The organism is Pseudomonas triticicola (assembly GCF_019145375.1).
In the GTDB taxonomy this organism is placed as follows: Bacteria; Pseudomonadota; Gammaproteobacteria; order Pseudomonadales; family Pseudomonadaceae; genus Aquipseudomonas; species Aquipseudomonas triticicola.
On record NZ_JAHSTX010000001.1, the window covers coordinates 1,494,267 to 1,520,376 of the forward strand.

25 protein-coding genes are annotated in these 26,110 nt (G+C 59.5%); 11 read left to right on the forward strand and 14 right to left on the reverse strand.

Annotated features, from left to right (window positions below; all coding sequences use genetic code 11):
* Positions 1-156 precede the first annotated feature (156 nt).
* Together KVG85_RS06715 and gabP are read left to right on the forward strand one after the other, a co-directional pair.
* The gene (locus tag KVG85_RS06715) at positions 157-2,283 is read left to right on the forward strand and encodes a TonB-dependent siderophore receptor (RefSeq protein WP_217863346.1); all 2,127 of its coding nucleotides are present in this window, start codon (positions 157-159) and stop codon (positions 2,281-2,283) included.
* Positions 2,284-2,518: 235 nt separating this feature from the next.
* The gene (gene gabP, locus KVG85_RS06720; protein WP_217863347.1) at positions 2,519-3,925 is read left to right on the forward strand and encodes a GABA permease; all 1,407 of its coding nucleotides are present in this window, start codon (positions 2,519-2,521) and stop codon (positions 3,923-3,925) included.
* Here the strand turns inward: gabP and KVG85_RS06725 are convergent.
* Together KVG85_RS06725 and KVG85_RS06730 are read right to left on the reverse strand one after the other, a co-directional pair.
* A complete protein-coding gene (locus tag KVG85_RS06725) occupies positions 3,922-4,134 on the reverse strand; it encodes a hypothetical protein (protein WP_217863348.1) in 213 nt (70 codons plus the stop codon). The genes gabP and KVG85_RS06725 overlap by 4 nt on opposite strands.
* An 18-nt stretch (positions 4,135-4,152) precedes the next feature.
* On the reverse strand, positions 4,153-6,204 hold the full coding sequence (locus tag KVG85_RS06730) for a 2Fe-2S iron-sulfur cluster-binding protein (RefSeq protein WP_217863349.1): 2,052 nt from the start codon (positions 6,202-6,204) through the stop codon (positions 4,153-4,155).
* A 285-nt stretch (positions 6,205-6,489) separates the two neighbouring features.
* On the opposite strand from KVG85_RS06730, the gene KVG85_RS06735 reads away from it, so the two are divergent.
* On the forward strand, positions 6,490-7,119 hold the full coding sequence (locus KVG85_RS06735; protein WP_110600537.1) for a glutathione S-transferase family protein: 630 nt from the start codon (positions 6,490-6,492) through the stop codon (positions 7,117-7,119).
* 153 nt (positions 7,120-7,272) lie between these two features.
* Positions 7,273-8,193 carry a LysR family transcriptional regulator gene (locus KVG85_RS06740; RefSeq protein WP_217863350.1) on the forward strand — a complete coding sequence of 307 codons (921 nt, stop codon included), beginning with the start codon at positions 7,273-7,275 and terminating at the stop codon, positions 8,191-8,193.
* A gap of 27 nt (positions 8,194-8,220) precedes the next feature.
* Here KVG85_RS06740 and KVG85_RS06745 read toward each other — a convergent pair whose 3' ends face one another.
* Together KVG85_RS06745 and KVG85_RS06750 are read right to left on the reverse strand one after the other, a co-directional pair.
* Entirely contained in the window at positions 8,221-8,997 is a 777-nt protein-coding gene (locus tag KVG85_RS06745; protein WP_024013008.1) for an alpha/beta fold hydrolase, read from the reverse strand.
* A 155-nt stretch (positions 8,998-9,152) separates the two neighbouring features.
* Positions 9,153-10,058 (reverse strand): AraC family transcriptional regulator, encoded by a 906-nt coding sequence (locus tag KVG85_RS06750; RefSeq protein ID WP_122507416.1) that lies wholly within the window; start codon positions 10,056-10,058, stop codon positions 9,153-9,155.
* Between the two features lie 125 nt (positions 10,059-10,183).
* Here KVG85_RS06750 and rclC point away from each other — a divergent pair, with 125 nt between their 5' ends.
* On the forward strand, positions 10,184-10,759 hold the full coding sequence (gene rclC, locus KVG85_RS06755) for a reactive chlorine resistance membrane protein RclC (RefSeq protein ID WP_122507415.1): 576 nt from the start codon (positions 10,184-10,186) through the stop codon (positions 10,757-10,759).
* A gap of 30 nt (positions 10,760-10,789) precedes the next feature.
* The gene (locus KVG85_RS06760; protein ID WP_122603320.1) at positions 10,790-11,017 is read left to right on the forward strand and encodes a DUF2790 domain-containing protein; all 228 of its coding nucleotides are present in this window, start codon (positions 10,790-10,792) and stop codon (positions 11,015-11,017) included.
* A 1-nt stretch (position 11,018) separates the two neighbouring features.
* Here the strand turns inward: KVG85_RS06760 and KVG85_RS06765 are convergent, their stop codons facing one another.
* A complete protein-coding gene (locus KVG85_RS06765) occupies positions 11,019-12,260 on the reverse strand; it encodes an MFS transporter (protein WP_217863351.1) in 1,242 nt (413 codons plus the stop codon).
* Positions 12,261-12,378: 118 nt separating this feature from the next.
* Entirely contained in the window at positions 12,379-13,512 is a 1,134-nt protein-coding gene (locus KVG85_RS06770; RefSeq protein WP_217863352.1) for a lactonase family protein, read from the reverse strand.
* Positions 13,513-13,785: 273 nt separating this feature from the next.
* Here KVG85_RS06770 and KVG85_RS06775 point away from each other — a divergent pair, with 273 nt between their 5' ends.
* Complete coding sequence (locus KVG85_RS06775) at positions 13,786-15,078, forward strand: Nramp family divalent metal transporter (RefSeq protein WP_225926759.1); 1,293 nt, start codon at positions 13,786-13,788, stop codon at positions 15,076-15,078.
* A gap of 42 nt (positions 15,079-15,120) precedes the next feature.
* Here the strand turns inward: KVG85_RS06775 and KVG85_RS06780 are convergent, their stop codons facing one another.
* The 5 genes from KVG85_RS06780 to folE form a co-directional block, all read right to left on the reverse strand.
* Positions 15,121-15,924 (reverse strand): DUF1206 domain-containing protein, encoded by an 804-nt coding sequence (locus KVG85_RS06780; protein ID WP_217863354.1) that lies wholly within the window; start codon positions 15,922-15,924, stop codon positions 15,121-15,123.
* Between the two features lie 125 nt (positions 15,925-16,049).
* Positions 16,050-16,355, reverse strand: coding sequence for a DUF6482 family protein (locus tag KVG85_RS06785; protein ID WP_016774774.1), 306 nt, complete (start codon positions 16,353-16,355; stop codon positions 16,050-16,052).
* A 14-nt stretch (positions 16,356-16,369) separates the two neighbouring features.
* Positions 16,370-17,080, reverse strand: a complete 711-nt coding sequence (locus KVG85_RS06790) for an SDR family oxidoreductase (RefSeq protein ID WP_217863355.1) — start codon at positions 17,078-17,080, stop codon at positions 16,370-16,372.
* The gene (locus tag KVG85_RS06795; protein WP_076562880.1) at positions 17,077-17,619 is read right to left on the reverse strand and encodes a DUF3833 domain-containing protein; all 543 of its coding nucleotides are present in this window, start codon (positions 17,617-17,619) and stop codon (positions 17,077-17,079) included. Before KVG85_RS06795 ends, KVG85_RS06790 begins: the two co-directional genes overlap by 4 nt.
* Before the next feature lie 45 nt (positions 17,620-17,664).
* A complete protein-coding gene (folE, locus tag KVG85_RS06800) occupies positions 17,665-18,222 on the reverse strand; it encodes a GTP cyclohydrolase I FolE (RefSeq protein ID WP_016774771.1) in 558 nt (185 codons plus the stop codon).
* A gap of 355 nt (positions 18,223-18,577) precedes the next feature.
* Between folE and KVG85_RS06805 the strand changes: the two genes are divergently transcribed.
* Positions 18,578-18,889: a hypothetical protein gene (locus KVG85_RS06805; protein WP_130901248.1), complete on the forward strand. Its 312-nt coding sequence runs from the start codon at positions 18,578-18,580 to the stop codon at positions 18,887-18,889.
* 205 nt (positions 18,890-19,094) lie between these two features.
* Here the strand turns inward: KVG85_RS06805 and KVG85_RS06810 are convergent, their stop codons facing one another.
* On the reverse strand, positions 19,095-20,018 hold the full coding sequence (locus KVG85_RS06810; protein ID WP_217863356.1) for a LysR family transcriptional regulator: 924 nt from the start codon (positions 20,016-20,018) through the stop codon (positions 19,095-19,097).
* Positions 20,019-20,107: 89 nt separating this feature from the next.
* Here KVG85_RS06810 and KVG85_RS06815 point away from each other — a divergent pair, with 89 nt between their 5' ends.
* The 3 genes from KVG85_RS06815 (at position 20,108) to KVG85_RS06825 (ending at position 22,952) form a co-directional block, all read left to right on the forward strand.
* On the forward strand, positions 20,108-20,926 hold the full coding sequence (locus KVG85_RS06815; protein WP_217863357.1) for an NAD(P)H-dependent oxidoreductase: 819 nt from the start codon (positions 20,108-20,110) through the stop codon (positions 20,924-20,926).
* Entirely contained in the window at positions 20,923-21,213 is a 291-nt protein-coding gene (locus KVG85_RS06820) for a hypothetical protein (protein WP_110600557.1), read from the forward strand. The genes KVG85_RS06815 and KVG85_RS06820 overlap by 4 nt, the downstream gene beginning before the upstream one ends.
* A 284-nt stretch (positions 21,214-21,497) precedes the next feature.
* Positions 21,498-22,952 carry a TrkH family potassium uptake protein gene (locus KVG85_RS06825; protein ID WP_217863358.1) on the forward strand — a complete coding sequence of 485 codons (1,455 nt, stop codon included), beginning with the start codon at positions 21,498-21,500 and terminating at the stop codon, positions 22,950-22,952.
* Between the two features lie 59 nt (positions 22,953-23,011).
* Here the strand turns inward: KVG85_RS06825 and KVG85_RS06830 are convergent, their stop codons facing one another.
* Both KVG85_RS06830 and KVG85_RS06835 read right to left on the reverse strand, forming a co-directional pair.
* Positions 23,012-23,497, reverse strand: coding sequence for a DUF6130 family protein (locus KVG85_RS06830; protein WP_217863359.1), 486 nt, complete (start codon positions 23,495-23,497; stop codon positions 23,012-23,014).
* A 122-nt stretch (positions 23,498-23,619) separates the two neighbouring features.
* On the reverse strand, positions 23,620-26,010 hold the full coding sequence (locus KVG85_RS06835; RefSeq protein WP_217863360.1) for a TonB-dependent siderophore receptor: 2,391 nt from the start codon (positions 26,008-26,010) through the stop codon (positions 23,620-23,622).
* Positions 26,011-26,110: the final 100 nt, after the last annotated feature.

A 26,110-nucleotide genomic window follows, 5' to 3' on the forward strand; every position in this document is an offset into this window, starting at 1 on the left:
GGTTCCAGGATGGAATGATGAATCCCGCTCACCAATCCTGATCAACATGACAAATAAGAATACGTTTCAATTACTAATGCGACCGTATACCATGCGCGACGTTTTCAATGGCGGTTTTGCCCTTCGTTCTGGCCTATTCGTAAAGGTTTTCACCTCATGCGTCGAACTCTGCTTTCCATCTGTGTGCTGCAGGCGTTGTCTTCTTCCTCGTGGGCTGAGTCAGCCGAATCGACTTCTTCAACGCTTGAGCTGGAAGCCACCGACGTGGTCGGCACAGCGGATTACGAACGGGCAGACGGCCCGGTGCAGGGCTATCGCGCGACGCGTTCGGCCAGCGCCACGCGCACCGACACTTCGATTCATGAAACCCCGCAGTCAATCAGTGTGGTCACCAAGGATGTCGTCGAAGACCTCGGCGCCACGCGTTTGCAGGATGCGCTGGATTACGCCGGTGGCGTCGGTCGCGCGAACAACTTCGGGGGGCAGGGCCTGACCACCTTCACCGTGCGCGGTTTTACCACCGGTGAGTTCTACCGCAACGGTTTCCCGATCAACCGTGGCTACCCGAACATGCCCGACGCCAATACCATCGAACGTCTGGAAGTGCTTCGCGGCCCGGCGACCATGCTCTATGGTCGTGGCGATCCCGGCGGTACCTTCAACGTGGTGTCGAAACAGCCGTTGCCCGAGCGCACCGTAACGTTAGGCAGCCAGTTGAACGACCAAGGCATGAAGCGCGGCACCCTCGACGCATCCGGCCCACTCGATGAAGAAGGGCGTCTGGCCTATCGCTTGAATGTGGTGGGCGAGGGCGGTGACACCTTCCGCGATCATGTCGAGACCGAGCGCTACGGCATCACGCCGGTGCTGACCTGGCAGGCCACCGACGCGACCAAGCTGATTTTCGAAGGCGATTTCATGCGCAACAACGCGCCGCTTGATCGTGGCGTGACGCGCTACCCGGCGCAGATCGGCACTGCCTCGCGCGATACCTTCTTTGGCGAGAAGGACGTCGGCAAGCTGCACAACGACAACAACACGGCGCAGTTGCGTTTCGAACACATGCTCAACGACGACTGGACCCTGGGCGGTGGTTTCCAGTGGCTCGACGGCTCGCTCAAGGGCGATGCGATCGAGGCCAACGGCATTGCCGCTGACGGCCGCACGCTGGGGCGCAACTTCAACTACCGCAAGCTGGAATGGACCGACAAGGACACCCAGCTCAACCTCACCGGGCATTTCGACACTGGCGGTCTGCAGCACACCTTGCTCACCGGCATCGAGTACGAAGATTACGATTACAAGTCGATCATCCAGCGCTCCAGCGGCGCGGTCAGTGCCTACCCGATCGACATCTTCAATCCGGTTTACGGCCAGCCACGCCCGGCGCTGACCCGCACACCGACTCACGACAAGGAAAACCTCAAGACCTACGCGGCATTCGTGCAGGATCAGGTAGCCCTGACCGACAAACTGAAGGTCCTGGCCGGCGCGCGTTTCGAGCGCTTCGAGCACGATTACGAAACCTACGTGCCGGGCGGCAAGAGCTGGCAGGCCAGCGACAACGCCGTCACCCCGCGTATCGGCGTCACCTACGATTTGACCGATACCCTGGCGGTCTACGCCAACACCGCGCGCTCGTTCAAGCCCAACACCGGCGCCAGTCGCGAAGGCGGCGGCTTCGCTCCAGAGAAAGGCAAGTCCTACGAGATGGGCGTGAAGTGGGAAGCGCTGGATCAGCAGTTGAGCGTCGACGCGGCGATCTACCAGATCGAAAAACGCAACGTGCTGACCACCGACCCTGTGGATTCGACCTTCAGCGTCGCCGCTGGTGAAGTACGCAGCCGTGGTTTCGACGTCAACGTCACCGGCAATCTCACCCCAGAGTGGCGAGTGGTCGGCGGATACGCCTACGTCGACGCCGAAGTGACCAAGGACAACACGCTGCGCTCCGGCACGCGCCTGCTGAACATCCCGAAGAACAGCTTCAGCCTGCTCAACATGTACGAGTTCCAGGACGGCACGCTCAAAGGTCTTGGCCTTGGCACTGGCCTGAAATACGTCGACGAGCGCGCCGGGCAGACGTCCAACACCGCGTTTTCCATGGGCAGTTACACCGTGGTCGACCTGCTGAGCTTCTACAAGGTCAACGACAAGGTGCGCCTCAATCTCGATGTGAAAAACATCTTCGATCGCGACTACGAAGAAGGCGCCTTCGGCAACGTTTACGCCTACCCGGGCGCGCCGCGAACCGTACAGGTGGGGATTTCCTACACGCTGTAAATTGCCGCAGCGGTTGCCGCCGACCCATGCTGGCCTGAGAGTGGCATGTCGAAATCAGACATCGGCATGCCGCACTCAGGCTAGTTGCGCGGCGGTCGGGCCACGTAAGGTGAAGCATCATTTCGTCGGCAAAGCGTCTGCGTCGCAGCTTTCGCCTGATGCCGACACCGGAAATGATGATCGCCTGACGCTCAGTCAGTGGCCCAAACGTCGATCATGAGAACAATAAGAACCCATGACTAGCCTGAACCCCAAGGACTCCAACGGTCAGTTGGCGCAAGGTTTCAAACCGCGTCACGTCACCATGCTTTCGATTGCCGGCATCATCGGCGCAGGACTTTTCGTTGGCTCAGGCCACGCCATCGCCGCCGCAGGACCTGCGGTGCTGCTCGCTTATCTGTTCTCCGGTCTGCTGGTCGTGCTGGTGATGCGCATGCTCGGCGAAATGGCCGTGGCGCACCCCGACACCGGCTCGTTTTCCACCTACGCCGATCAAGCCATTGGCCACTGGGCCGGCTTCACCATCGGCTGGCTCTACTGGTGGTTCTGGGTGCTGGTGATTCCCATCGAAGCACTGGCCGCCGGGCATGTGCTCAATCAGTGGTTTCCCCAGGTCGATGCCTGGTTGTTCGCCTTGCTGTCGATCGTGCTGCTGGTGATTACCAACCTGTTCAGCGTGTCGAAATACGGCGAGTTCGAATTCTGGTTCGCCATGGCCAAGGTCATCGCGATCATCGGTTTCATCGGCTTGGGCTTTGCGGTGCTGATGGGTTGGATTCCCGAGCGTGAAGCCAGTGGCTTGAGCACTCTGATGGCCGAGCACGGCGGCTTTGCGCCCAACGGCATGTCGGCGGTGGTCGGCGCGTTCATCACCATCATGTTCAGTTTCATCGGCACTGAAGCGGTGACCATCGCCGCTGCGGAATCGAACAATCCGGCGCAGAACATCGCCAAGGCCACGCGCTCGGTGATCTGGCGTATCGGCATTTTCTATCTGCTGTCGATCTTCGTGGTGATTTCCGTGGTGCCGTGGAACGACCCGCAACTTGCCTCGGTCGGTTCCTACCAGCGCGCACTGGAACTGATGAACATCCCCAACGCTAAATTCCTCGTCGACGTGGTCGTATTGATCGCGGTGGCCAGTTGCATGAACTCGTCGATCTACATTTCCTCGCGCATGCTCTATTCGCTGGGCCGACGCGGCGACGCGCCGCCGGCATTGAAGGTGACTTCGGCGGCCGGCGTGCCACGCGCGGCGGTGATCGCCAGCACGGTGATTGGCGCGGGTGTGACGTTACTCAGCTATTTCATGCCGGCCGGGCTGTTCCAGTTCCTGCTCGCCAGCTCCGGCGCGATTGCCTTGCTGGTGTATCTGGTGATCGCCATTTCGCAGTTGCGCATGCGCCGCCGACTGGAACGGGAAAAGGTCGAAATGACCTTGCGCATGTGGCTGTTTCCCTGGCTCACCTGGCTAGTCATCGCCTTTATCTGCGCGGCGTTGGCAGTGATGATGATCACCCCTGAACATCGCCTGGAAGTGACTTCGACCATTGGCCTGGCGTTGCTGATCTCGTTCATTGGCCTGGTCACCAGCCGCCAGCACCGACCGGCGGGCAGGGTGGCGGCTGTTAGCAAAGCCTAAGCAAACAATGCCTTGAGCCCACGGGAAAACCAGCCGTTCGGGCTCGAAGGCAGATGCTCACGTTGATTGAATGAGCCCGTCAACGCGCAGGTTTCACTGGCGAGTGAACCCATCAATTGCGGCAGCAAAAAGCTGCGTTCGCATTCACTGGCGGACAGTCCGGTGTTCTCTTGCGGCCAAACCACGTTGGTTTCGGCAAACGGCTTCATGGCGCACCTCCTCATGATTCAAACGTCCAGCACCAGGGTTTCGCTGCCCTGCGCCGGGGCGGCGCAGCAGATCAGCACTTCGTCGTCCGCCAGGCGCATGGCCGGCGGGGTGAGGTAGTGCACCTGGCCGCTGGTAAGGCGGGTTTTGCAGGTGCCGCAGGAACCGCCGCGACAGCTGAACTCCGGATTCAAGCCTCGTGCCTCGGCCAGTTCCAGCAAGGTGCCGCTGCCCGGTTCCCAACGTGCTTCCTTGCCGGACGTGGCGAACAATACCTTGACCGGCTCTTCCGCGACCGGCACTTGCGGCGGCGCCGGGGTGCTGATTTCGACATCGCGGATCAGCGTCGACGGGCCGAAGGTTTCGGCGTGGATGCGATCGTCGGGAATACGCATTTTGCGCAGGCCGTCGTACAGCGCCTGGGTAAAACTGCCCGGGCCGCACAGGTAGAAATCGTAGTCATCCAGCGGCAGCAGGCTCTTCAGCAAGGCAATGTCGATGCGCCCGGCATGATCGTAACCTTGCGCTGTTGCTTCCAGCGGCGGCTGGCTGACCACGCGCAGCACCTTGACCTTGTCACCGGCGCGCGCAGCCAAGGCATCGATTTCTTCGCGAAAGGCCAGATCCTCGACGGTGCGACTGCTTTGCACCACCCAGGTCGGGCGCATGCGGCTGATGCGTTTGCCCTGATAGACCACCTCGCGCAGCATCGACAGCAACGGCGTCACCCCAACGCCAGCGGCCAACAGCACCAGTGGCCGGCGTTCGGTGGCGTCGACGGTGAAGTCGCCTTGCGGGGCGCGGGCTTCGATCAAGTCCAATGCCTGGACCCGATCATGCAGATGCGAAGACACCGAGCCATCGCGTTTGACGCTGATGCGCAGGAACTCGTCCGACGGCGCGCTGGACACGCTGTAGGTGCGGATCGACGCGGCATCCTGACCGTCGAGCAAGACCTTGATCGGCAAGTGCTGGCCCGGTTCGAAGCGCGGCAGGCCAAAGCCATCGTTGGCTTGCAGGTAAAAGGAGCGGATCTGCGGACTCTCATCGACCACCCGCGTGACGTGCAGCGCGCGCCATTGATTGCGCAGCGCCTCGGCCTGCAAACGCTCGCGGGTCTGTTCCCAGCTGCCGGTCATTTGCGAGTTGGGCGAATCGCCTTCCGGCTGCTCGGCCCAGCGCAGTGGCAGCGCGGCCTGACGGTAAACGATGCGCTGCGGCTTGAAGCGCCACAGGCGCTCGGCGCCCTGGAACGCGGCGATTTGCGGATCGTCGAGCAGCACGTCTGCGCTGCCGGTCATCTGCAACAGATCGCCGCTTTCGAAATCGATAAAGGTCAGCCCGGCGCGCGGGTTGAGCAGGATGTTGCCCAAGGTGTTGAAGAACAGATTGCCGGAGAAATCCGGGATGGTCAGGGTGCCGTCTTCGTCCATATGGACGAAACCGGATTTGCCGCCGCGATGGGACACATCGACTTGGCGCTCACCGTCGCGCACCACGTAAGTGGCCACGTAGAACGAGTCAGCGGCGGTGATCATGTCGCGCACCAAGGGTTCGCTGACCGACAAGTCGAGCGCGTTGTCGGTGGTCTCATCGACGAACGCGTAGTGGCGCAGATTGATGTAGCGCGGGCAGTTGCCGTAAGCCTGGGTGACGCCGATCTCAAGAATGTTGTCATCGCGGCGGCTGATATTGCCGTTCATGCGATTGCGCCGACGGGTGTGCAGCTCGATGCCGAGCATGCCGATCGCATCGCCGGGTTGCAGGCCTTGATTGGCCGGGTCATTGGGCTGCGCATCGAGTTTGATCTTCAGCACCTGCGGCGACGGCGAATCCATGAAGCCCGGTTGACCGGTGCGAAGTGTCGCCCACGGATCGCCCTGGCTGTCGACGGCGCCGAGCACGACGAAGGGCAGTTGCGCATAGAACTCGCGGTGCTGGTCCGGCATCCAGTCGCGGGCCAGTTGCCGCTGGCCGACACCGACCATCATCTCCACCGCGCCGACGGCACGTTGCAGGGTCAGCTCACCTTCATGCCAGGGCGAGGGCTGCGGTTTCGACGCTGTGTCCATTTCGATTCTCCTCGGGTGCAAACGGGCCGGTGAGCCGCCAGGGGCTGAAGCTCAAGTGGGCTCATGTTCGCCCTCGGCCGGTTGCGAGGGAATGGCCAGAAACTGCAATCCACTGTTTCACTCGGTGAAATGATCCCTGCGCGCGGCTAAGGAGGCGGGTGATTATTTCACTGGCTGAAATGCTCGATTGTATTTGCTGAGGATTCCGCGATTTGCGGCAGGGGAGCAGGATGAGCCCCATCGACACGATCAGCGGGTCGACCTCAAATAATCCAGGAGCACGTCATGTCCCAGTCAGCCGTCAAACTGTACCGCCATCCGTTGTCCGGCCACTCGCACCGCGTCGAGTTGATGTTGTCCCTGCTGGATGTGCCGACCGAACTGGTGTTCGTCGACCTGATGAAGGGCGCACACAAAACCCCTGAATTCCTCGCCCTCAACCGTTTCGGCCAAGTGCCGGTGATTGATGACAACGGTACGGTGCTCGCTGATTCCAACGGCATTCTGGTTTATCTGGCGAGCAAATACGGCAACGGCCAGTGGCTGCCGAGTGATCCGGTCGAGCAAGCCAAGGTGCAACGCTGGTTATCGGTGGCCGCCGGGCAGATCAGCTCCGGCCCGGCCACAGCGCGCTTGATCACGGTGTTCGGCGCCGGTTACGACGCGGCTGATGCGATCAAGCGTTCCCACGCTTTATTGCAAGTGATGGAAGACGAGTTGGCCAACAGCGCATTCCTTGCCGGCGACAAGGCAACCGTTGCCGATGTGGCCGCCTACACTTACGTCGCCCACGCGCCGGAAGGCAATGTCTCGCTGGATGAATATCCGAATGTGCGGGCGTGGCTAGCGCGGGTCGAGGCGCTGCCGAAATTCGTCGGCATGCAGCGCACAGCGGTGGGCCTGCAAACAGCTTGACTCACAACGATGCACATCCCCTGTGGGAGCGAGCCTGCTCGCGAAAGCGGTGTGTCATTCACCGGTGATGTTGACTGACAGAATGCCTTCGCGAGCAGGCTCGCTCCCACATGATTTCACTGTGTTTTCGAGGTTTTTTACAGGTTCCCGTCTATGGATCGTTTTCAGGAAATGCGCATGTTCCTGGCCGTGGCCGAGGAGGGTGGCTTTGCGGCGGCGGCCCGGCGTTTGAACACCTCGCCCCCCAGCGTCACCCGCGCCATTGCCGCGCTGGAGCAACGCATCGGCACGCGTCTGTTGTCGCGCACCACGCGCAGCCTGCACCTGACCGAAGCCGGGCACCGTTATCTGGACGATTGCCGAAGAATTCTGTGCGACGTCGACGAAGCCGAAGAGGCCGCTGCCGGCAGTTATCGGGTGCCTTGCGGGCACTTGAGCGTGACCGCGTCGGTGTTGTTTGGCGAGCTGTTCATCGCGCCGATGCTGGCGCAATACGTCGACGCGTTTCCTTCAGTGCATCTGAAGGCGTTGCTGGTCGATCGTGTGGTGAACATGGCGGAAGAGGGTATCGATGTCGCCGTGCGCATCGGCCATCTGCACGAGAACAATCAGCATGCGATCAAGGTCGGCGAGGTCCGTCAGGTGATTTGCGGCACCCCCGATTACTTCGCCCGCTATGGCCGACCGCAACATCCGAACGAGTTGAGCCGCGCCAATATCGTCATGTCGTCCGCCAGTCATTTGCTCAGCGATTGGCAATTCGCCCATGCGGATGGCCCGTTGAGTTTTCGCTTCGAACCGCGTCTGGTGGTCACCGCGAATCAGGCGGCGATCAACATCGCCAGCTCCGGTTGGGGCATTACCCGGGTGCTGTCCTATCAAGTGGCCAGCCAGGTTGCGGCCGGTGAACTGGAATTGGTGTTGCAGGCCTTTGAGCCGCCGGCGTTACCGGTGCAACTGGTCTATCTGAAACATCCGCGCGTACCGGCGAAGGTGCGCACGTTCGTGGACTTTCTCAGCGAGCGGCTGCAACACCACCCAGCGCTGAAAGCCGTGAACAGGGTTCACGGCTAAGGCTTCAAGTTTCAATTCAGCGATGAATCACTTCGCGGCCGCAGCGGTTTCGATCAGGCTGGCAACGGCTTTCGGGTTGGACACCATCACCACGTGCGACGCGCCTTTGACCACGACGGTCTGCTTGGAGTGCGCGCGCTCGGCCATAAACGCCAGGGCTTGCGCCGGGATGTTCTTGTCCTGGTCACCGTAGACGAAGTACGACGGAACGGTTTTCCATGCAGGCTCGGTGGCGGCTTCGTTGAGCGCGGCGACGGTCACCGGGCGCTGGGTCGCGGCCATCAACTTCGCATCAGCAGGGGAAACATCGGCTGCGAACTGCTCATGGAATTTGTCCTGCTGGATGTACAAATCCTTGCCACCATCGGCCAGTTCAACCGGGGCCGACAGGGTCGGGCCAAGGGTGCTGCCAGGGAAGCGGCCGGACAATTCGGCTGCGGTTTCACCCTTTTCCGGGGCGAACGCGGCGACGTACACCAGCGCTTTGACATTGGCATTGCCGTAAGCGGCTTCGCTGATCACCGGGCCACCGTAAGAGTGGCCGACCAGCACCACCGGGGTTTTCACGCTGGCCAGCACATCCGCCACCGATTGCGCATCACCCTTGACCGAGCGCAGCGGGTTGGCCGCAGCGATCACCGGATAGCCATCCTTCTCGAGAATCTTGACCACGCCGTTCCAGCTGCTCGAATCGGCAAAGGCACCGTGCACCAGCACCACGGTAGGTTTGACCGGCGCGGCGAACGCTGCGGTGGCGCCAAACATGGCGGCGGTAAGGGCGAGGGTAGCGAAGACTTTGTTCATGGTGATGTCCTGTCGATTGATTAAGGTAGGAATGGAAGCGGCAGTGGTATTTAGCGCGCTAAATGTGTCAGTTGTGTGTGCGCACGGCCGAACTTCGCATGCGTATGTATCTGTGTCGGCGAAAGCTACACGCTGATACAAAGCGATCCATTCAATCAGATCGCGCGGCGGACTTTGCCCGGGGCCTCGCCGTAGATTTCCTTGAATTTCTTGCTGAAGGCAGCCTGCGACTGATAGCCGACCTGTACGGCAATGTCGTTCAGGCCCAGATGCGAATGGCTCAGCAGACTGAACGCCAGCTCCATGCGCAACTGGGTCAGCAGCACCCACGGCGATACGCCAGCGACCCGGGCGAAGGTGCGCATGAAAGTCGCGCGGGACATGTTCGCGGTGTCGGCCATGGCTTCGATGGTCCATTCGTGCGCCGGGTCGGCCAGTATCGCCTGACAGGTCCGGCCGAGGCGCTGGTCGCCGAGCAGCGCCAGGGTGCTCTTGTCCTGCTCCGCACGGGCCAGATGCGCACGCAGAATCAAGGTGAACAAGGCTTGGGACAGTGAATCGAGGAGAAAGCGCGCGCCCGGCTGTTCGCTGTCGGCTTCGCTGCGCAACAGCGCAATCAGGGCGGTCAGTGGCGCATCAATCGGCAAGCCATCGTTGGCAATCAACAGGTAATCGGGGAGGGCGGCGAACAGCATCGACGCGCGATTGTAATGAAAACCACCGCAGAGCATGTCCAGATCGGCGCTCGCGCCACCCAGCCGATAGATCGGCAACACCCCGCCGGGAACCAGCGTTGGCGACATCGGCGCTACATTTTTGCCGGCACTGTGCAGCACATGCGGCGTACCCCGTGGCAACAGCAGAATATCGCCAGCGCGCATCGCCAGGCGTTGCCCGCTGGCCAGTTCCACCCGGCATTCACCTTTAAGCACGATGTGATAGGGCGCCTTGCCCAAGGCTTCCTGTTGATGATCGCGCGCCCAGTCGCCTTGAAACTGGCAACGCAGATCGAGGCTGCCGCGCACGTTGGCCAGGCTGATGAGCTTATCGAGCGAGTTCATTGGCACCCATCACGAAGAAATCCGCAAAGTTGAGACGATTGAGCAAGACGTTGAGCATGACCGACAAAAGCGCGATTCGGTAGCAGCGCAGACTGACTCCACTTTCATTGATCTGGAGAAGTCGCATGTTCACCTCAATCAACGCCGGACTACAACAGCTCGGCAAACTCGATCGCCTCGGTATCCCGCTGATGCGCGTGGCCATCGCCATCGTATTCCTGTGGATCGGCGCGCTGAAATTCGTCCCGTACGAAGCCGACAGCATCACGCCCTTCGTCGCCAACAGCCCGGTGATGTCGTTCTTCTACGAACACCCGCAGGACTACAAGGCGCACCTGACCCATGAGGGCGAGCTGAACGCCGACAAGCGCACCTGGCAGACCGCGAACAACACCTACGGCTTTTCCACCGGGCTTGGCGTGGTGGAAATCCTCATCGGTCTGCTGGTCCTGTCCAACCCGCTTTCCCGCCGCACCGGCCTGCTCGGTGGCGCGCTGGCGTTCGCTACGCCGCTGGTGACCCTGAGTTTTCTGGTCACCACGCCTGAAGCCTGGGTCGCTGCGCTGGGCGATGGTCAGCATGGCTTTCCCTATCTGTCCGGTGCCGGACGCCTGGTGCTCAAAGACGTCCTGATGCTCGCCGGAGCGCTGCCGGTCATGGCCGATTCCGCGCGCCAATTGCTGACCGAACGTCAGGCCTGAATTCCTTCCCCTTTATAGAGAGATCGCACGATGAAAACGTTTATTGCTTTGACCCTGACCATCTTCGCCGGCAACGTGTTCGCCGCCACCGAACCTGCACAAACCGGCGTGCCACTGGATATCGCCAAAACCATCAGCATCACCGACACCAGCGCCGCCTGCGGAATTGTTCCGGTGGAGGTCGTCTATGAAGACAGTCACGGTCAGCGGCATGTCGCCACTTACAGCGTTTTAGGCGATGGCTGCGGTGGCGATTAGCTCAGGTTTGGCCCATAACTGCAGCGGACTCGAATTGCTCAGTCCGCTGCAGCGTTTCCGGAACAGCGATCAACAGCAGCAGGAATGCAGCCGCTGCGATGGTGGCGAGAGTCAGGAATGCCGCGCTGTAACCGGCGGCCTCGACGACGAATCCGGCCAGTCCATTGCTCAGCGCCGCGCCCAGGCCAAACGCTGTGGTCAGCGCGCCGAGGCTGACATTGAAATGCCCGGAGCCGAGGGTCAGATCCTTGACCATCACCGGGAACAGCGCGCCGAACAGCCCAGCGCCGACGCCGTCGAGCAACTGCACGGCGACCAGCCAGTACGAATCATCCGAGAAGGTGTAGAGCAAGCCACGCAGCGGCAGGATCAGAAAACCCGCCAGCAATAACGGTTTGCGCCCCCAGACATCGGCTTTCGCACCGGCCAGCAGCGCCATCGGCACCATCACCAGTTGGGCTGCGACGATGCACGCCGACGTCAGCGGCGTGGCCATGTGCAAGTTGGCTTGGGCGAGTTTCTGGCTCACCAGCGGCAGCATCGCCGCGTTGGCCAAGTGAAATAGCGCGCAGCACAGGGCAAACATCAGCAACGGGCGATTGCTCAGCAGTACCTTGAACCCGGACGGCTGATGGCTTTGATCGCCAGGCTGCAAGCCGCGCGCGACGTCATGATCAATCGCCTCGGCCGAGACGAACAGAACGGCAATCACGCTGGCCAGCGCCATGACCGCCATCAGATAAAACACCGCCACCGGACCGAACAGATACGCAAACAAACCGGCCAACAACGCCGCGCACGCGTTGCCGGCATGGTTGAACGTCTCGTTGCGACCGGTACGCCGGGTGAATGCTCGCGGGCCGGTGATGCCCAGGGTGATCGCGGAAATGGCCGGGGCGAAAATTGACGCTGCCGCCGCACTCAAGGCTTGAGTCAACGCCACCAGACTGAATGACGAAATGAACGGCAGCAGCAGACAACTCACCGTCACCAACAGCGCGGCGATGATGACCAGCGCACGTTTCGCCTGGCTGCTGTCAACCAGCGCACCAGCGGGCGTCTGCGTGACCAGCGCGGCGATACCGGCGAGAGTCATGACCACACCGATGCTGGCCGGGTCCCAGTGGTGCACGGCGAGCAAGTAGATGGCGAGGTACGGCCCGAGGCCGTCGCGGACATCGGCGAGAAAGAAATTCAGACTGTCCAGCGAGCGGTTGTTGCGGCGATCGAGATGGCTGATCACGGTGGGCAGTCTCTTGAAAGTGAGGTCTGCGTAAATGTATCAACCTCGGCAAACCTAATGACCGAAGCGGCGGGGGATTAGTTGCAGGACGGCGGAGCAGTTGCTGCTCCGCAGATATTCATGCATCAGGCGTTTGCAGTACTTCGATCCATAACGCGCCTTTGCCGGAGGCCGCTTCACCGACACGCTTCAGCGCGCCATCCTTGCTCACCGCGTACGTACCGACCTTGGCGCTTTTCTCGCCCGTCACCAGCAGCCAGCGGCCATCGGGGGAGAAGGCGATATTGCGTGGTTGTTGTTCCTGCACTGAGTAGTTATCGAGGAACTTCAGTCCTCCGGTTGCCGGATCCACGGTAAATGCCGAAACGCTGCTGCTGGTGCGCTCACTCATCAGCAGCAGTTTTCCATCCGGCGACATGCGCAGGTCAGCGGCCCAGATGCGCGGGGTCGGATCGTCTTTCAAGTCGTTGTTGCGCGCATCCCGAACTTCGCCGTGAGCCAGTTGCAAACGTTCGGGAATGCCATTGGCTTCAGCGATGCGGGTCAACGCGCCGCTGGCGTCGTCAATTGAAAACGCAGTCACGGTGCCGCTCATTTCGCCGACGACGTAAAGGAATTTGCCGTTCGGCGAGAACGCCAGGTGCCGGGGGCCGGTTTTATCCGGAACACTGACCGAGCCGCTGCCGATCGGGCTGAGCTCGCCAGTCTTGGCGTCCAGGCGATATTGCAGCACCTTGTCGGTGCCCAGGTTGCCGGCGTAGGCAAAGCGATTGCTCGGCTCGGTACGAATCGAATGGGCATGCAGGCCGGTCGGATAACGCAGGATGTTGGCGGAAGGTTGATCATCCTCGCCGATCTTCTGAACGCTGAGGGTATCGGCGCCGTAGGACGCAGCGAGCAGGTAGCGACCTTTTCGATCGGTCGACAGGTAAGCCATGCTCTCTGCCAGAGGCGCCTGGGTAAACTTTGTCAGGTGCCCGCTTTTGGAGTCGATCTGATAGCCCAAAACCTGGAAAGGCTTGACCCGCAACGCTGCAAACAGCACTTTGCCGTCCGGGGTGAGGGCCATGGGATTGACCTGGTCGCCGGCCTGGATCTGCTCAACGAGGGTGAGTGCGCCGTTGTTCTGATCAAAGCGATATTGCGAGATCAGACCGTCGCCGGGGCTTGAGATGTAGGCGTAGGTAGCGGCGTTAGCCGTCACGCTCAACGTGGAAGCGAGCGCAGCGATCAAGAGGGTTCCTTTCATCATTCCAGCCTTATTTTTGTTGTGATCAGTCATCCTATGAGTGATTGGCTGGGCCATCAATGGCTATTTCATGGGCCTGTAACGTCGCTACGCTTATTTCACATACCTGTTCTAGATGATTTTGATCAGCAGAAATGATCGGGAAGGGCCGTCGTCATTGAGGTTTGACACATTTTTACATACTCTCCCGTTAGCGTTGTTGTACGACATCCTACCTAATGTGCGCAGTGCAACAACTCTCACAAAAACAATAACGGAGATACCCCTATGACGAGCATGGCTCCACTCGATCATCAGGCCGCCGCAAAATCGCAAAACCTTTTCCTGCGTACGCTGAAACTGCTCGGCCCCGGCATTATCGCCGTGCTGTCGTGGCTCGGTGCGGGCGATCTCATCACGTCTTCAGTGGCCGGTGCGAATTACGGCTACGCGATGATGTGGGTGCTGGCGGTCTCTTTGCTGTTGAGATACCTGATCGTCAACATCATTGCCCGTTTCCAGCTGTGCAATAACCAGGGCATGACCATTCTGCAGGGCTACGCCCAGCTCAACCCGGTGTTTGCCTGGTTCATGCTGGTTTATGCCTTGTTGATGGGGCACTTGATGAACGCCTACATGATCAAGGGGGCAGGGGAGTCGCTGGCGATGCTGTTCAAGATCGATCAGCCATTGCTTTGCTCGGTGGCGGTGGTGCTGGCGGTGTGGATGCTGGTCGGGCGCAACATCTACACGATGATCGAAGGCGTGATGAAGCTGCTGCTGGCGATCATGACCCTGGCGTTCATCGCCCTGGCGGTGATGTCCGGCCCGGATGTCAGCGGCATCATCAAAGGCACCATCGGCTTCAGCATTCCGCCGGACGAAGGCGTGCATGGCGCCTTGCTGGTGGCGGTCTCGGTGATCGGCGCGGTCGCCGGCTCGATCGCCAACTTCGTGCACCCGTATGTCATGCGCCAGAAAGGCTGGACCGGGCCGCAGCACAAGCGCATTCAACGTAACGATCTGCTGTTTGCGGTGTTCGTCGGGATCATCATCAACCTGGCGATCTGGATTGTTGGCGCGGAAATCCTGCGGCCCAACGGTATCGAGGTGAAAACCTTGGGCGATCTGGGCAAGGCGCTGGAAATCTTCTTCGGCCCGATCGGCTGGTACGTGTTCTTCATCGGTGTGTTCGCGACGCTGTTCGCCAGTATTTCAGGCAAGACCACGGCGTTTCCGATGCTGATCACCGATGCCTTCCAGCATGTTCGTCCTGAGCGTCGCGAGAAGTACGGTAAAGAGTTCCATCACGACCCGATGCACAAGTGGTTCATGCTGTTCATCCTGGTCACGCCGCTGATCTGGTCGATGCCGGGCATGCCGGATTTCGTCACCCTGACCATTGGTGTCAGCGCATTGAACATCATTGGTTTGCCGGTGATTTCCCTGGGCTTGCTGATCATGTCCAACCAGAAATCGCTGCTGGACAAGAAGTACCGCAACAACCTGTTTGAAAACATCGCGCTGCTTTTCGCTACCGGGCTGGCGCTCTGGGTAGCGTTTCAGTTGGGCGTTGATCTGTTCGCTTGATGACGAAAAGTCGAGGGGGCACACGCCCCCTCGAATCGCCGCTTACAACGGCACATCCATTTCGATCCGGCGCCAGGCCGCTTCGGAAAAGCTGTACACCGAAAATGCGATCAGCCCCAACGCCATCAGCATCAACAGCACGCCGCCTGCCGGCAGATTCTGCAAAGCATCCAGCGCTTCCTTCATGCCGGGTGGATTGGTCGCTTGGTAAACCGAGCCGCTGACCGCCATCAACACTGCAATCTCGATAAACACCACGCCTCGGGCGATCAAGCCAAAGCGCGACACCGGGCGCACGTAGCGCATCACTTCGTCATCCGCTTCGAGGTATTTCTCGAACGTGGCCTTCCAGCCTTTGATGATGTGGGCGATACCGACACCCAGCGGGATCAGCGCGATCAGGTAGATCAACAGGTTCGAATGCTCGAATGACAACAGCTGCGCGAGCAGATCCTTGGTCTTGCCATCGCCGGAACCACCTGAACTCCTGAGGCCACTCACCAACAGGCCCAAGGCGAAGAAGGCCAGCGCCGCGTTGACCAGACCGCCGGCGAGCAGACCTGTGCGAATGACCAGGCCTTTGAACTCGCTGCCGTGGTGGTCGACATCGCGGATCGCTTGCAGCGCACGCCAGGCGGCGAAGGCCAGCAGGCCGGCGACCACAACACCGATCAGCACGTAGCCGAAGGGCTGGCTGAGCAATGCTTCAAGGCTCTTGTGGCTGTCTTTCGGTTTGGTGGAGTCGTGCGCTGCCAACAGCGCGAAGATGCCGATTATCAGATACAGAACGCCGCGCGCGGCGTATCCGCCTCGGGCAAGCAGGACAAGCGTGTGTTGAGTGGACATGGGTTTACTTCCAGGGAATCGATGTGAAGCAGACCCGTGGACGGGGCAGGGGTTCGATAAATGCGTTGCCGGTGGGCGACGCGCGCCTTATCAGCCTGCCATGCAGCGCTTGCCTCGCTTCGGCGTCATAACGGCGTGGTCAGCGAAAATGGAATGCGCAGCTCTTCGACCGGCCCTGAATCCCGGCCACACATTTCGTCGTGCACGCATTGCTGCACCAGCACGCAGGGAAACGCCGGCACGGTTTGCAGCAAGTCGCGCAGGTGGGTGATCGAACGCAGGTGCATTGGCTTGGCCGCGTCATCGAGCAAGGTGAACTGGCCTTGATCCACGCGAATTCTCGCCAGATAAAATCCACCTTCAAGTGACAGCAGCTCCAGTTCGCGAACTTCACTGTTGGCCGCACGTTCGGTGAGGGTTTGCAGATTCATGCTTCACTCCTTGCCTACCAGGGCAGGCGTTCTCCATCGTAGGCGAAGAAATGGCCGCTATCGGCCGGCGTCAGCGTGTCAATCAGACTCAGTAATTGCGCAGCGGCAATGTCTGCCGGGCGGGCGCTCGAGGCTCCGCGAAAAGGTTGCGACAACGGCGAGACCACCGTGCCTGGGTGCAGACTGAGCAAGCGGCTCTGCGGTCGCGTGCGCGAAAGCTCGATGGCGGCGGTCTTGATCAGCATGTTCAGCGCAGCCTTGGAGGCGCGATAGGCGTACCAGCCGCCCAAACGGTTGTCGCCGATGCTGCCGACTTTTGCCGACAGCATCGCCATCGCGCCTTGAGGCGCAAGCAATGGCAGAAAGTCGCGCAGCAGCAATGCCGGCCCCAGCGTGTTGACTTGAAACACGGCCTGCAGCGACTCGGCTTCGATCGCGCTGTAACTTTTTTCCGGCTTGATTTGGTCGCGATGGAGCAGGCCGGCCGCGTGAATGATCAGGTGATAGGGCGCTTCGGCTGCCAGTTCGGCGGCCGCGCTGGCGATCGTTTCGGGCTGCTCGAGGTCGAGCTTCGGCACAGTTTTGCGTCCCAGCGTACGGACGCTGGCGCAGCGTGGATCCTGGTTCAAATGTTGGCAGAACGCCGTGCTGAGGGCGCCACTGGCGCCGATCACCAGAGCGCGATAACCGTCGCCGAACGAGGCCAGGGTCAACCCACTGCTCATGGGTTCGCTCCAGCGTTCTGGCGCCGGAAGAACACCGTCACCTGACCGACTTCGAAACCCCACTTGGACATACGGGTGCGGTTGATCAACGTGTCTTCGTCGACCAGATACATCCAGTCGTCCATGCTCATCTCGTAGGTCGAGTCGTCGACCGGCAGATTCAGGCGATAACGCCAGTGGAAGGTGTTGCCTGCGATCTGGCCCTGCGCAACCCCGACCACATCGTGCGCGCGACCGCTCCACTGACCATTGCCCCCGGGAGTGAGGGTCCAGACCCGACGCTCACGGGTGCCGTCGCTGTAACGGAAGCGCTCGTCGAGGATCAGGTTTTCACCTTCACGACGGCTGGCAATATCGACCTCGAAACGCTTGACCACTTCGCCGTTGCGCTTCTGAAACATCCCCCAGGCTTTGACGGGCTGACTGAAAAACTGCTCCAGATTCAAAGCCGGTTGCTGATCCGCATAACGAGCGACATCGACACTGCCGCAACTTGCAATGCTGAGCGCCAGTCCTAACAGCAGCAGAAATCGGGTCATCTTCCTACTCCTTGAGCTTGTACAGTTAACAGGCTGTGTATAGGCCTAGCGCCGGCCGATCAGCTGGAGAAATTCCTGCCGCGTAGTCGAGCTGTCGCGAAAGGCACCGAGCATGACCGAGGAGGTCATGATCGAATTCTGCTTCTCGACGCCGCGCATCATCATGCACATGTGCCTGGCTTCAATAACCACCGCGACACCGGCAGCATCGGTGATCTGCTGGATCGCCTGAGCAATCTGCCGAGTAAGGTTTTCCTGGATCTGCAGACGCCGCGCGAACATGTCGACCACCCGTGCCACCTTGGACAGCCCCAGCACCCGGCCAGTGGGGATGTACGCCACATGCGCCTTGCCGATAAACGGCAGCATATGGTGCTCACACAGCGAATAGAGCTCGATGTCGCTGACGATCACCATCTCATCGCTCTGCGACTCGAACAGCGCACCGTTGGTGACGTCTTCCAGGCTCATCGCGTAACCGTTGCACAGGTATTGCATCGCCTTGGCGGCGCGCTGGGGCGTGTCCAGCAAACCCTCGCGTTCCGGGTTCTCACCGACGCCAACGAGGATTTCACGGTAATGGCTGGCTAGTAGTGGGCTCATTCGGGTTACTCGTGGCGGTGCGGGTTAGGGATACTGTCGGGCGAAAAGGTTGTACGCATACAGGTTGGCTGTATAGGTTTTATTGAAGATAGGCTGAAAAGGATCAACTGACAACGCATCGGTGGTTTTTTTGTGCGGGTTTGGGAGTTTAGACACGACAAACCTGGGGCCAGGTTTGGTGAGTGGCTTGCTTGGGCCAGATGTACGGGCATCTCGGCTGATAGCTGCCGGTGGCGGATGGCAGCTATCGACCAAAAGCGGATGCCCAACGCACTTTTTTCCAACCCACAGCGGTCATCATCATGTTCAAGTATTATTGTGCCGATGCTCGGACTGTTCAGAGGTAGGTTGATGCATGGCCAGAAGCGTTAGGCTTCAACAGAAACTTCATTCAAAGTATCTCGTTGAGGTAGCGGGAGAGGTGGTGTTTGATGACTGCCTTGTTGAAAAGCTATGGGCGCTCAACAGAGGTGACCGGTTTGAGTTGAATTCACGCTCCTTCGGTTTTGGACCTGTTCAAAAATACCGCTTGGAATACGTGATAACGAGAGGCCCCATTCCTGGGCATTGGCTCTACAAAGAATTTGACCCAAAGGAACTGACATTATTTTTTACGGCAAAAGACTTTGCCGGCATTTGCCATGGCTGGACCTTGTTTGACGAGTGACCATTCACGGTTCGCTGCGTGGGAGGCAGCTTCCGGCCAAAAACAGTCATTCAGGTATGCCGATAAAACCATAATCGGCCATACGTAGATGGATGTAGGTTTATTGCCTCAACGAGCTTGCGAGAGCGAGCCAACCAGCGAGCCTTTGACCTATCGAGTACTCGACACGCTAGCTTGTCTGGACGGGTTTCGAGGTTGTCAGAGTTCATGGGTTGCCATAATCGGATGCACGAGAATCGGCCACGAGAGTGATGAACTCACGTGCCCATTTGAAGCCGGCATGCCCATCCGACCGCTCATGCCAGAACAAGCCAATCGCAAAACCTTCCACCGGCAAGGGAGGGGCTACGCACAGCAGTTGCTCGCTGCGACCTTCTACAAGACGACTTGGAACCAGGGCCACACAATCCGACTGCGCAACCAACTCCGGTACTGGAAGGAATGACGACGCTGAATGAACGACGTTACGCCGCAGCCCGCGCGCTACCAAGGCGTGATCCACCGAGGTAGAGAAGCCTCCGCCGCGCAGTGACACCACGACATGTTCCAGCTGCGCGAACTCATCCACGGTCAGGTCCGCGCGCAGGCTTGGATGCCCACGACGCCCGATCAGCACGTAACTCTCATCATAGAGGTGTTGCGAGTGCAGTGCGGGCGGAACCCCGTTCATGTTTATCACGGCCAGATCCACCTCGCCGCGGGTCATCTGCAGCTCCAGCTGTGGTACATCCAGTATGCGCAGTGCGATGCGGACACCCGGCGCTTCGCGTCGCATGGCGACAACGAGATGTTTGATCAAAACCGCCTGCACGTAATCCGTGCAGGCGATTGATACCGTCAGGCTCGCCGTCGCGGGCTCGAAATTCAGGTGAGTAGTGACGGTCGCCCTTACCTGGTCAAGTGCCTGGCGAAGCGGCACGAGCAGCTCCAAGGCTTTGACGGTGGGCGTCATTCCACGCTGCGCGGGGATCAGAAGAGGGTCGTTGAAGACGTCGCGCAGACGGCTCAACTGAGCGCTGACTGCTGGCTGGCTCAAATGCAGACGGGCGGCAGCCCGGGTCACGTTCTGCTCAATGAGAAGGGCCTCCAACGTCACAAGCAGATTTAGATCAAGGCGTCTGGTATCCATCGATCTTATGTTAGCAGCAAAATTTTGCGATTTCACAGATGGCCCGAGCCCCGCGACACTCCTTCGAAATCACAGCGGAGCCGTCCTTCATGTCGAAAAAAGTACTGATCATCTATGCCCATCCCGAGCCTTCGTCGCTAACGCGGCAACTGGTGGATGTGTCTGTTGAATGCTTGACTGCGCAAGGACACGAGGTCCTGCAATCCGATCTATACGCCATGGGCTGGAAAGCGATATTTGACGAGAACGACTTTCCTCAGCGGGCCAACCCTCAGCGACTGTCGTTCGGAGCAGAGTCCGCCCACGCCTATCGTCATCGCCGCCAAAGTCCTGACGTGGCGGCGGAGCAAGACAAGGTTCTAGCGGCAGACGTTGTCATCTTCCAGTTTCCGCTTTGGTGGTACGGCATGCCGGCCATCATGAAGGGATGGATAGATCGCGTCTGGGCAGCCGGACTCGCCCACGGCTACAAGGACGCTGGCAACGCCTACCGCTATGGTGACGGCGCCTTCAAGGGCAAGCGGGCCATGTTGTCAGTCGCTGTCGGCGGCCCCGCAGAAGACTACTCGCTGCGCGGCATCAACGGACCACTCGAGCAATTGCTGTTTCCGATCACGCACGGCTCGCTCTACTTTCCTGGGTTCGATGTGCTGCCGACGTTCGCCATATACGGCACTGGCAACTTGACCGCCGCAGATGCCGTCGCAGCCAAAGAGGCTTGGCGCACCCGGCTCGAGAATTTGTTCACAGATGCGCCAATACCTTTCCGGCCCCAAAACGGTGGGGACTACACTCCCCGCAATGAGCTTAAACCGCATGTGGCCGTGGGCCAGAGCGGCATAATGGCGCACGTCGCGTATGGTGAAACAACCCAGCGCAAGCAGCTGAAAACGGAGGAGGTGTCATGAAAACCTTCGTGATTCTGACTCGCCGTGCTGATGGAGCGGCAGAAGACTTCAAGCGGCTGGCGAAACCGGAGGTAGTGCACGTTTGGCAAGGCTTCGCTGGCGGTATCGTGCGCGCAGTTCATGGGCTGGCCGATGGTCCCGGTGCCGCGTTTGAACTGGAATCCGCCACCTTCGAAGAGGCGCGTGATTACATCGAGGCGCTGCCTTACGTCAAAGGGAATCTGCTGCACGTGCAGTACTGCGCGCTCAAGCCCTTCTCTGATTACGAGAAACTCGTTTCCTCCTGATGAGCGATCAGCGCAGATCAACTTCCGTTTGCACGGCGCTGCATGCTGCAGCCAGATTTTACGCGCAGCATGCAGCGTCAGGCCGGCACTCGTTTCATGCGAAGAGGGCCGGCACTGGCGGCTTCTGCCGTTTCCGGCCTGTTGCGAAGGCTTGTAATTGACTCATAGCCACGCTTTGACTCCCGCAGCCTGACTGATTGCAGGTAAAAATTTTACGGAGAATTTACGCAGTCTTTATTGAGGGCATCCGATACTGCGCGGCGCTAATTTGGAACGCTATCGTGATGTCCCTCGCAGCAATTCGGCTTATCGGCTTTATCTTGGGTATTTTTTTGATCACCCTGGCGGTAAGCATGGCTATACCCATGATGACGCTGGTGATCTATGAGCATAGCGACGAACTGTCGGCCTTTCTCTGGTCGAGTCTGATTACCTTCATCTGTGGCCTGCTGTTGATCATGCGAGGGCGTCCGGAGACTGGCAATCTTCGGCCCAGGGACATGTACCTGTTGACTACCGCGAGCTGGGTTGTTGTGTGCGCCTTCGCAGCGTTACCCATGGTTTTCATCAGCGATATCAGCTACACCGATGCGTTCTTTGAAACGATGTCGGGCATCACAACCACTGGCTCGACGGTACTCGCCGGTCTGGATAGCGCCTCTCCCGGCTTGTTGATCTGGCGTTCCATGCTGCACTGGCTAGGCGGCATCGGTTTTATCGGCATGGCTGTCGCGATTCTTCCGCTCTTGCGAGTCGGCGGCATGCGTCTTTTCCAGACCGAGTCCTCGGACTGGTCGGAGAAAGTGACACCACGTTCTCATGTCGCAGCCAAGTACATTCTTTTGCTCTATCTGGGCCTGACGGGTGTCGGCACATTGGCGCTCTGGCTCGCAGGAATGACCCCATTCGAAGCGATCAACCACGCAATGTCGTTGATCTCTACCGGCGGGTTCTCGACGTCGGACTCCTCCCTCGGGCACTGGGAGCAGCCAGCAATTCACTGGGTGGCGGTAGTCATCATGATCCTGGGCAGCCTGCCATTCACCTTGTACGTCGCCACATGTCGAGGCAATCGGCGTGCGCTGATCAGGGATCACCAGGTGCGCGGGTTTATTGGATTTTTGCTCGTCACGTCACTGGCTGTAGGTACCTGGCTGTATTTTCACAGCGACTACGGATGGTGGGATGCGTTTCGTATCGTGGCGGTCAATGTGACCTCGGTCGTCACGACCACCGGAATTGCAGTTGGCGACTACACCTTGTGGGGCAGCTTCGCTGTGTTGCTGTTTTTCTATCTGACCTTCGTCGGTGGCTGTTCCGGCTCAACGGCAGGCGGGCTGAAAATTTTCCGTTTTCAGGTGGCTGCCGCGCTTCTGGTCAGTAGCTTGAAGCAGTTGATCCATCCCCGAGCCGTGATTCAGAAAAAATACAACGGCCATCCCATCGACGAGGAAATCGTCCGTTCGCTGCTGACCTTCTCGTTTTTTTTCACCATCACGATTGCCGCCATCGCTTTGGGCCTGGCGCTGATCGGGCTTGATTGGATTACCGCCCTGAGCGGCGCCGCTACGGCGGTGTGTAACGTCGGCCCCGGCCTGGGCACAATCATCGGCCCGGCAGGTAATTTCTCGTCACTGCCCGATGCGGCCAAATGGCTACTCACCGTTGGCATGCTGCTGGGCAGGTTAGAGATCCTGACGGTGTTGGTGCTCGTGACCCCGGTTTTCTGGAGATATTGAACCGGGTAGTCGCTGACAGAGACGCCGATCGTTGCCTGTTTCGGTGAATAGCACGGCAGTCATGGTTTTACCGCGTGATCATCGTCAGTACGGGGAGCGTCCATCGGTTTCTTCTCCGGTACTGTAAAACTCACTGTCGTACTGGTGATGATCTGGTGCGTCGGATCGGCCACTTCCAAGAGAACCTTGTGAGGACCGGGCGTTAGCCCGACCAGGATAATCGGGTCTTCACTGGTGTGCGCCCACGTACCTTTCCAGTCATCGACGGTCACGTGAAGGTGACCTAAGCGTGGTGATACCTCAGCAGCCACTTTGCCAAATACCGGCATGATCCTGGCGTGCTCTGTTCGAAACTGGATGATGACCACTCCACGGGCGAGCGGCTCGGCAAGCGGCGGGTAGGCAATGAGTCTCGGCGCACTCTCGGATGCCAAGGGCAGTATCGCCGGTGGAGAATCGCTGTCTGCTGCCCCTTGTCCGAGCACGGATGTGCAAAAGCAGACACCCAAAGCCAGGGCCAATAGACTTACGGGAGCGAGGGACATGATCTGTTTCTCCGCGTGATTTCATTCAAGCGTAGATCAAGCTGGGTATTGCCCGTAGTTAACGGTGCTCGCGGTAACGCGGGCACCGTTTTCTTTATGGGGAAAAATGCTTACCCGTCTGCTTACCAGTTGTAGCTCAGCTTGGCGGTAATCTCGCGGCCCGGGTTATAGAAGTTCGCAGTGCCGGAGCCGACCACGTGCTGCTCGTCCAGCAGGTTGCTGACATTCACCGCCAGGTCGGTGCCCTTGGCAATTTTGTAGTTGAACGCGGCGTCGAACAGGGTAGTGCCATCGCTTTTGCCGGAGTTGGCTGCATCGAAGTAATAAGCGCCGACGTAGCGCGCACCCAGGCCCACGCTGACATCAGTGGCGGGTACGTCGTAGTAACTCCAGAGCGAAGCTGAATGTTTGGGTGCCGTGGCAAACTCGTTACCTTTCAGGGAACTGCCGTCGTACAACGAACCGCGCAGTACCTCGGACTCCATGTAGGAATAACCACCGATCAGGCTCAGGTTTTGCGTCACCTGCGCCTTGGCCTCCAGGTCGAGGCCACGCGCCCGCGATTCGCCCACTGTCTGCTGCTCGATGATGCCGCTCGGCAGCACCACGGCGATGGTGACGTTTTCCTGGGTCAGGTCATACACGGCGGCGGAGAACAGTGCGTCCATCCCCATCGGCGCATACTTCACGCCCACTTCGTACTGCCTGCCTGTCTGCGGTGTCACGCCAACCTGCGGCGGCGAGACGGATTCGACCATGCTCACGTAGGTGGACACCTCATCGTTGACGATATAGGTCAACGCACCTCGGTAGGAGGTTTCGGAGAAGTTGTCTTTCTCGGTGGATTGCAAGCCTTTGCTGGTCAGGTCCATCGAGTCGTTGCGCACACCTCCGGTGACGATGAAACGCTCGTAGAACGACAGGTTCTGCTGAAGGAAGACGGCCTTGGTGGTCGCGTCTCGCTTGTTGACGGCATACGGCGCGATTGAGCGTGGAACGCCAGTAAACACAGGGTTGGCAATGTCGATCGGGGTCGTCAGGGCGTAGACCGAGCTTTCCTTGGTGGTCGAATCGAGATACTCCACGCCCACCAGGCTGCTGCTGTCGATGTTCTCGAAGCGGGCATCGTATTGCAGCATCAGATTGCCGTTGAACTGATCGGCTTCAGTGTCGGTTCCGAACAGGTATCGATCGACGGTGGTACCGACACGTGCGGCGCTGTCGCTGAGGTACACGTAGCCGAAATCATCGGTCAACTTGCTGTAACGCAGATTGCTGCGCAGCACGAAACCGTTGTCGAAATCATGGGTGACGTTACCGCTGAGGCTGGTGCGCTCGACATCGTGGAAGTTGTAGCTGGGCTCGCCATAAAACTTGCTGCGGTCGTATTCCCGATCCAGTGGATAGCCGCCGCTGTTGGGCGAACTCTCGGTTTTCAGGTAGTCCAGAATCATCGTGGCCGACGTGTAATCCGTCGGTGCCCAGGTGAGGCCACCCATAAACAACTGGTTGTCGTCCTGCGAGTGATCGTACTCGCGGTCGCTGTTCTGGCCTTTGGCAGTAAAGCGGCCGGCCAGGGTTTTCTCGTCGTTCAGCGCATCGCCGACATCGATGCCTGTCTCGACATGGTCAAACGAACCGTAGGTGACATAGCCTTGGCCAAACTGCTCGAAGCGCGGCTGTTTGGTCACGAAATTTACCGAACCGCCCGGGTCCGCAGGGCCAAACAGGGTGGAGTTGGCGCCACGCAGAATCTCGATGCGCTCATAGGCGAATGGGTCTTCGCGTACGCCGCGCATCGAGCTGAGGGTCAAGCCGTCACGGTAGGTGGTGGCCTGGAAGCCGCGGATCTGGAAATAGTCGTTGCGATCATCAGTACCATAAAAGTCACTGACCACGCCCGGCGTGTATTGCAGCGCTTCTTCCGTGGTGCTGACGCTGCGCTGCTGCATTTCCTTGTTCGTCACCACCGACACTGATGCCGGTGTATTGAGAATGCTGGTGGCCACCTTGCCGCCCACCCAGAGCTCCTTGGCAACCACCGAGTTGGCGTCGTCGTCGGCACTGACCCGAACCTTGGCATTGATGATGAGCGGGGCGAGGCGGTAGTCCTCAACAGCCGTTGCGTCGAGCTCCAGCGGGCCGGCGGTTTTTGCTTGAGGGGTCAGCAGGTAAGCATTTGGGCCTTGCTGTTCGATCTGCAATTCGCTGCCCTGGAGCAGGGATGACAGCGCTGCCGATGTATCGAGCGAGCCATTCACCCCAGCCGTGGTGCGGTTCGCCACACTCGAGGCGTCGAAGGAAAGACTGATGCCAGCCTCGCGCGCAAAGCGGTCAAGCGCTGGCGCCAGTGGCCCGGGGGCGATATTCCACTGTTTGACTTGAGTGCTGTGATCAGCGCCCGAGGTTTGCGCCAGCGATGGCAATGCGTAGCTGCTCACGATCAAACCCAAAATCGCACCGTGCATGGCACGACTTAATGGATGGCGCTGTGAAACCGGGGACGAACTCATTTTCTCGCTCCAAGAATGGACATCGGCAGACTGGCCTGTATTCCGGCCTTCCTTAGAGGTCGAACGAGAATGAGAAACCACCTCATTATTTTTCAGGTAG

Bases quoted from the DNA above. Each gene is read 5' to 3' on its own strand.
- KVG85_RS06715 (WP_217863346.1), top strand. From the start codon at position 157: ATGCGTCGAACTCTGCTTTCCATCTGTGTGCTGCAGGCGTTGTCTTCT.
- gabP (WP_217863347.1), top strand. From the start codon at position 2,519: ATGACTAGCCTGAACCCCAAGGACTCCAACGGTCAGTTGGCGCAAGGT.
- KVG85_RS06725 (WP_217863348.1), bottom strand. From the start codon at position 4,134: ATGAAGCCGTTTGCCGAAACCAACGTGGTTTGGCCGCAAGAGAACACC.
- KVG85_RS06730 (WP_217863349.1), bottom strand. From the start codon at position 6,204: ATGGACACAGCGTCGAAACCGCAGCCCTCGCCCTGGCATGAAGGTGAG.
- KVG85_RS06735 (WP_110600537.1), top strand. From the start codon at position 6,490: ATGTCCCAGTCAGCCGTCAAACTGTACCGCCATCCGTTGTCCGGCCAC.
- KVG85_RS06740 (WP_217863350.1), top strand. From the start codon at position 7,273: ATGGATCGTTTTCAGGAAATGCGCATGTTCCTGGCCGTGGCCGAGGAG.
- KVG85_RS06745 (WP_024013008.1), bottom strand. From the start codon at position 8,997: ATGAACAAAGTCTTCGCTACCCTCGCCCTTACCGCCGCCATGTTTGGC.
- KVG85_RS06750 (WP_122507416.1), bottom strand. From the start codon at position 10,058: ATGAACTCGCTCGATAAGCTCATCAGCCTGGCCAACGTGCGCGGCAGC.
- rclC (WP_122507415.1), top strand. From the start codon at position 10,184: ATGTTCACCTCAATCAACGCCGGACTACAACAGCTCGGCAAACTCGAT.
- KVG85_RS06760 (WP_122603320.1), top strand. From the start codon at position 10,790: ATGAAAACGTTTATTGCTTTGACCCTGACCATCTTCGCCGGCAACGTG.
- KVG85_RS06770 (WP_217863352.1), bottom strand. From the start codon at position 13,512: ATGATGAAAGGAACCCTCTTGATCGCTGCGCTCGCTTCCACGTTGAGC.
- KVG85_RS06775 (WP_225926759.1), top strand. From the start codon at position 13,786: ATGGCTCCACTCGATCATCAGGCCGCCGCAAAATCGCAAAACCTTTTC.
- KVG85_RS06780 (WP_217863354.1), bottom strand. From the start codon at position 15,924: ATGTCCACTCAACACACGCTTGTCCTGCTTGCCCGAGGCGGATACGCC.
- KVG85_RS06785 (WP_016774774.1), bottom strand. From the start codon at position 16,355: ATGAATCTGCAAACCCTCACCGAACGTGCGGCCAACAGTGAAGTTCGC.
- KVG85_RS06790 (WP_217863355.1), bottom strand. From the start codon at position 17,080: ATGAGCAGTGGGTTGACCCTGGCCTCGTTCGGCGACGGTTATCGCGCT.
- KVG85_RS06795 (WP_076562880.1), bottom strand. From the start codon at position 17,619: ATGACCCGATTTCTGCTGCTGTTAGGACTGGCGCTCAGCATTGCAAGT.
- folE (WP_016774771.1), bottom strand. From the start codon at position 18,222: ATGAGCCCACTACTAGCCAGCCATTACCGTGAAATCCTCGTTGGCGTC.
- KVG85_RS06805 (WP_130901248.1), top strand. From the start codon at position 18,578: ATGGCCAGAAGCGTTAGGCTTCAACAGAAACTTCATTCAAAGTATCTC.
- KVG85_RS06810 (WP_217863356.1), bottom strand. From the start codon at position 20,018: ATGGATACCAGACGCCTTGATCTAAATCTGCTTGTGACGTTGGAGGCC.
- KVG85_RS06815 (WP_217863357.1), top strand. From the start codon at position 20,108: ATGTCGAAAAAAGTACTGATCATCTATGCCCATCCCGAGCCTTCGTCG.
- KVG85_RS06820 (WP_110600557.1), top strand. From the start codon at position 20,923: ATGAAAACCTTCGTGATTCTGACTCGCCGTGCTGATGGAGCGGCAGAA.
- KVG85_RS06825 (WP_217863358.1), top strand. From the start codon at position 21,498: ATGTCCCTCGCAGCAATTCGGCTTATCGGCTTTATCTTGGGTATTTTT.
- KVG85_RS06830 (WP_217863359.1), bottom strand. From the start codon at position 23,497: ATGTCCCTCGCTCCCGTAAGTCTATTGGCCCTGGCTTTGGGTGTCTGC.
- KVG85_RS06835 (WP_217863360.1), bottom strand. From the start codon at position 26,010: ATGAGTTCGTCCCCGGTTTCACAGCGCCATCCATTAAGTCGTGCCATG.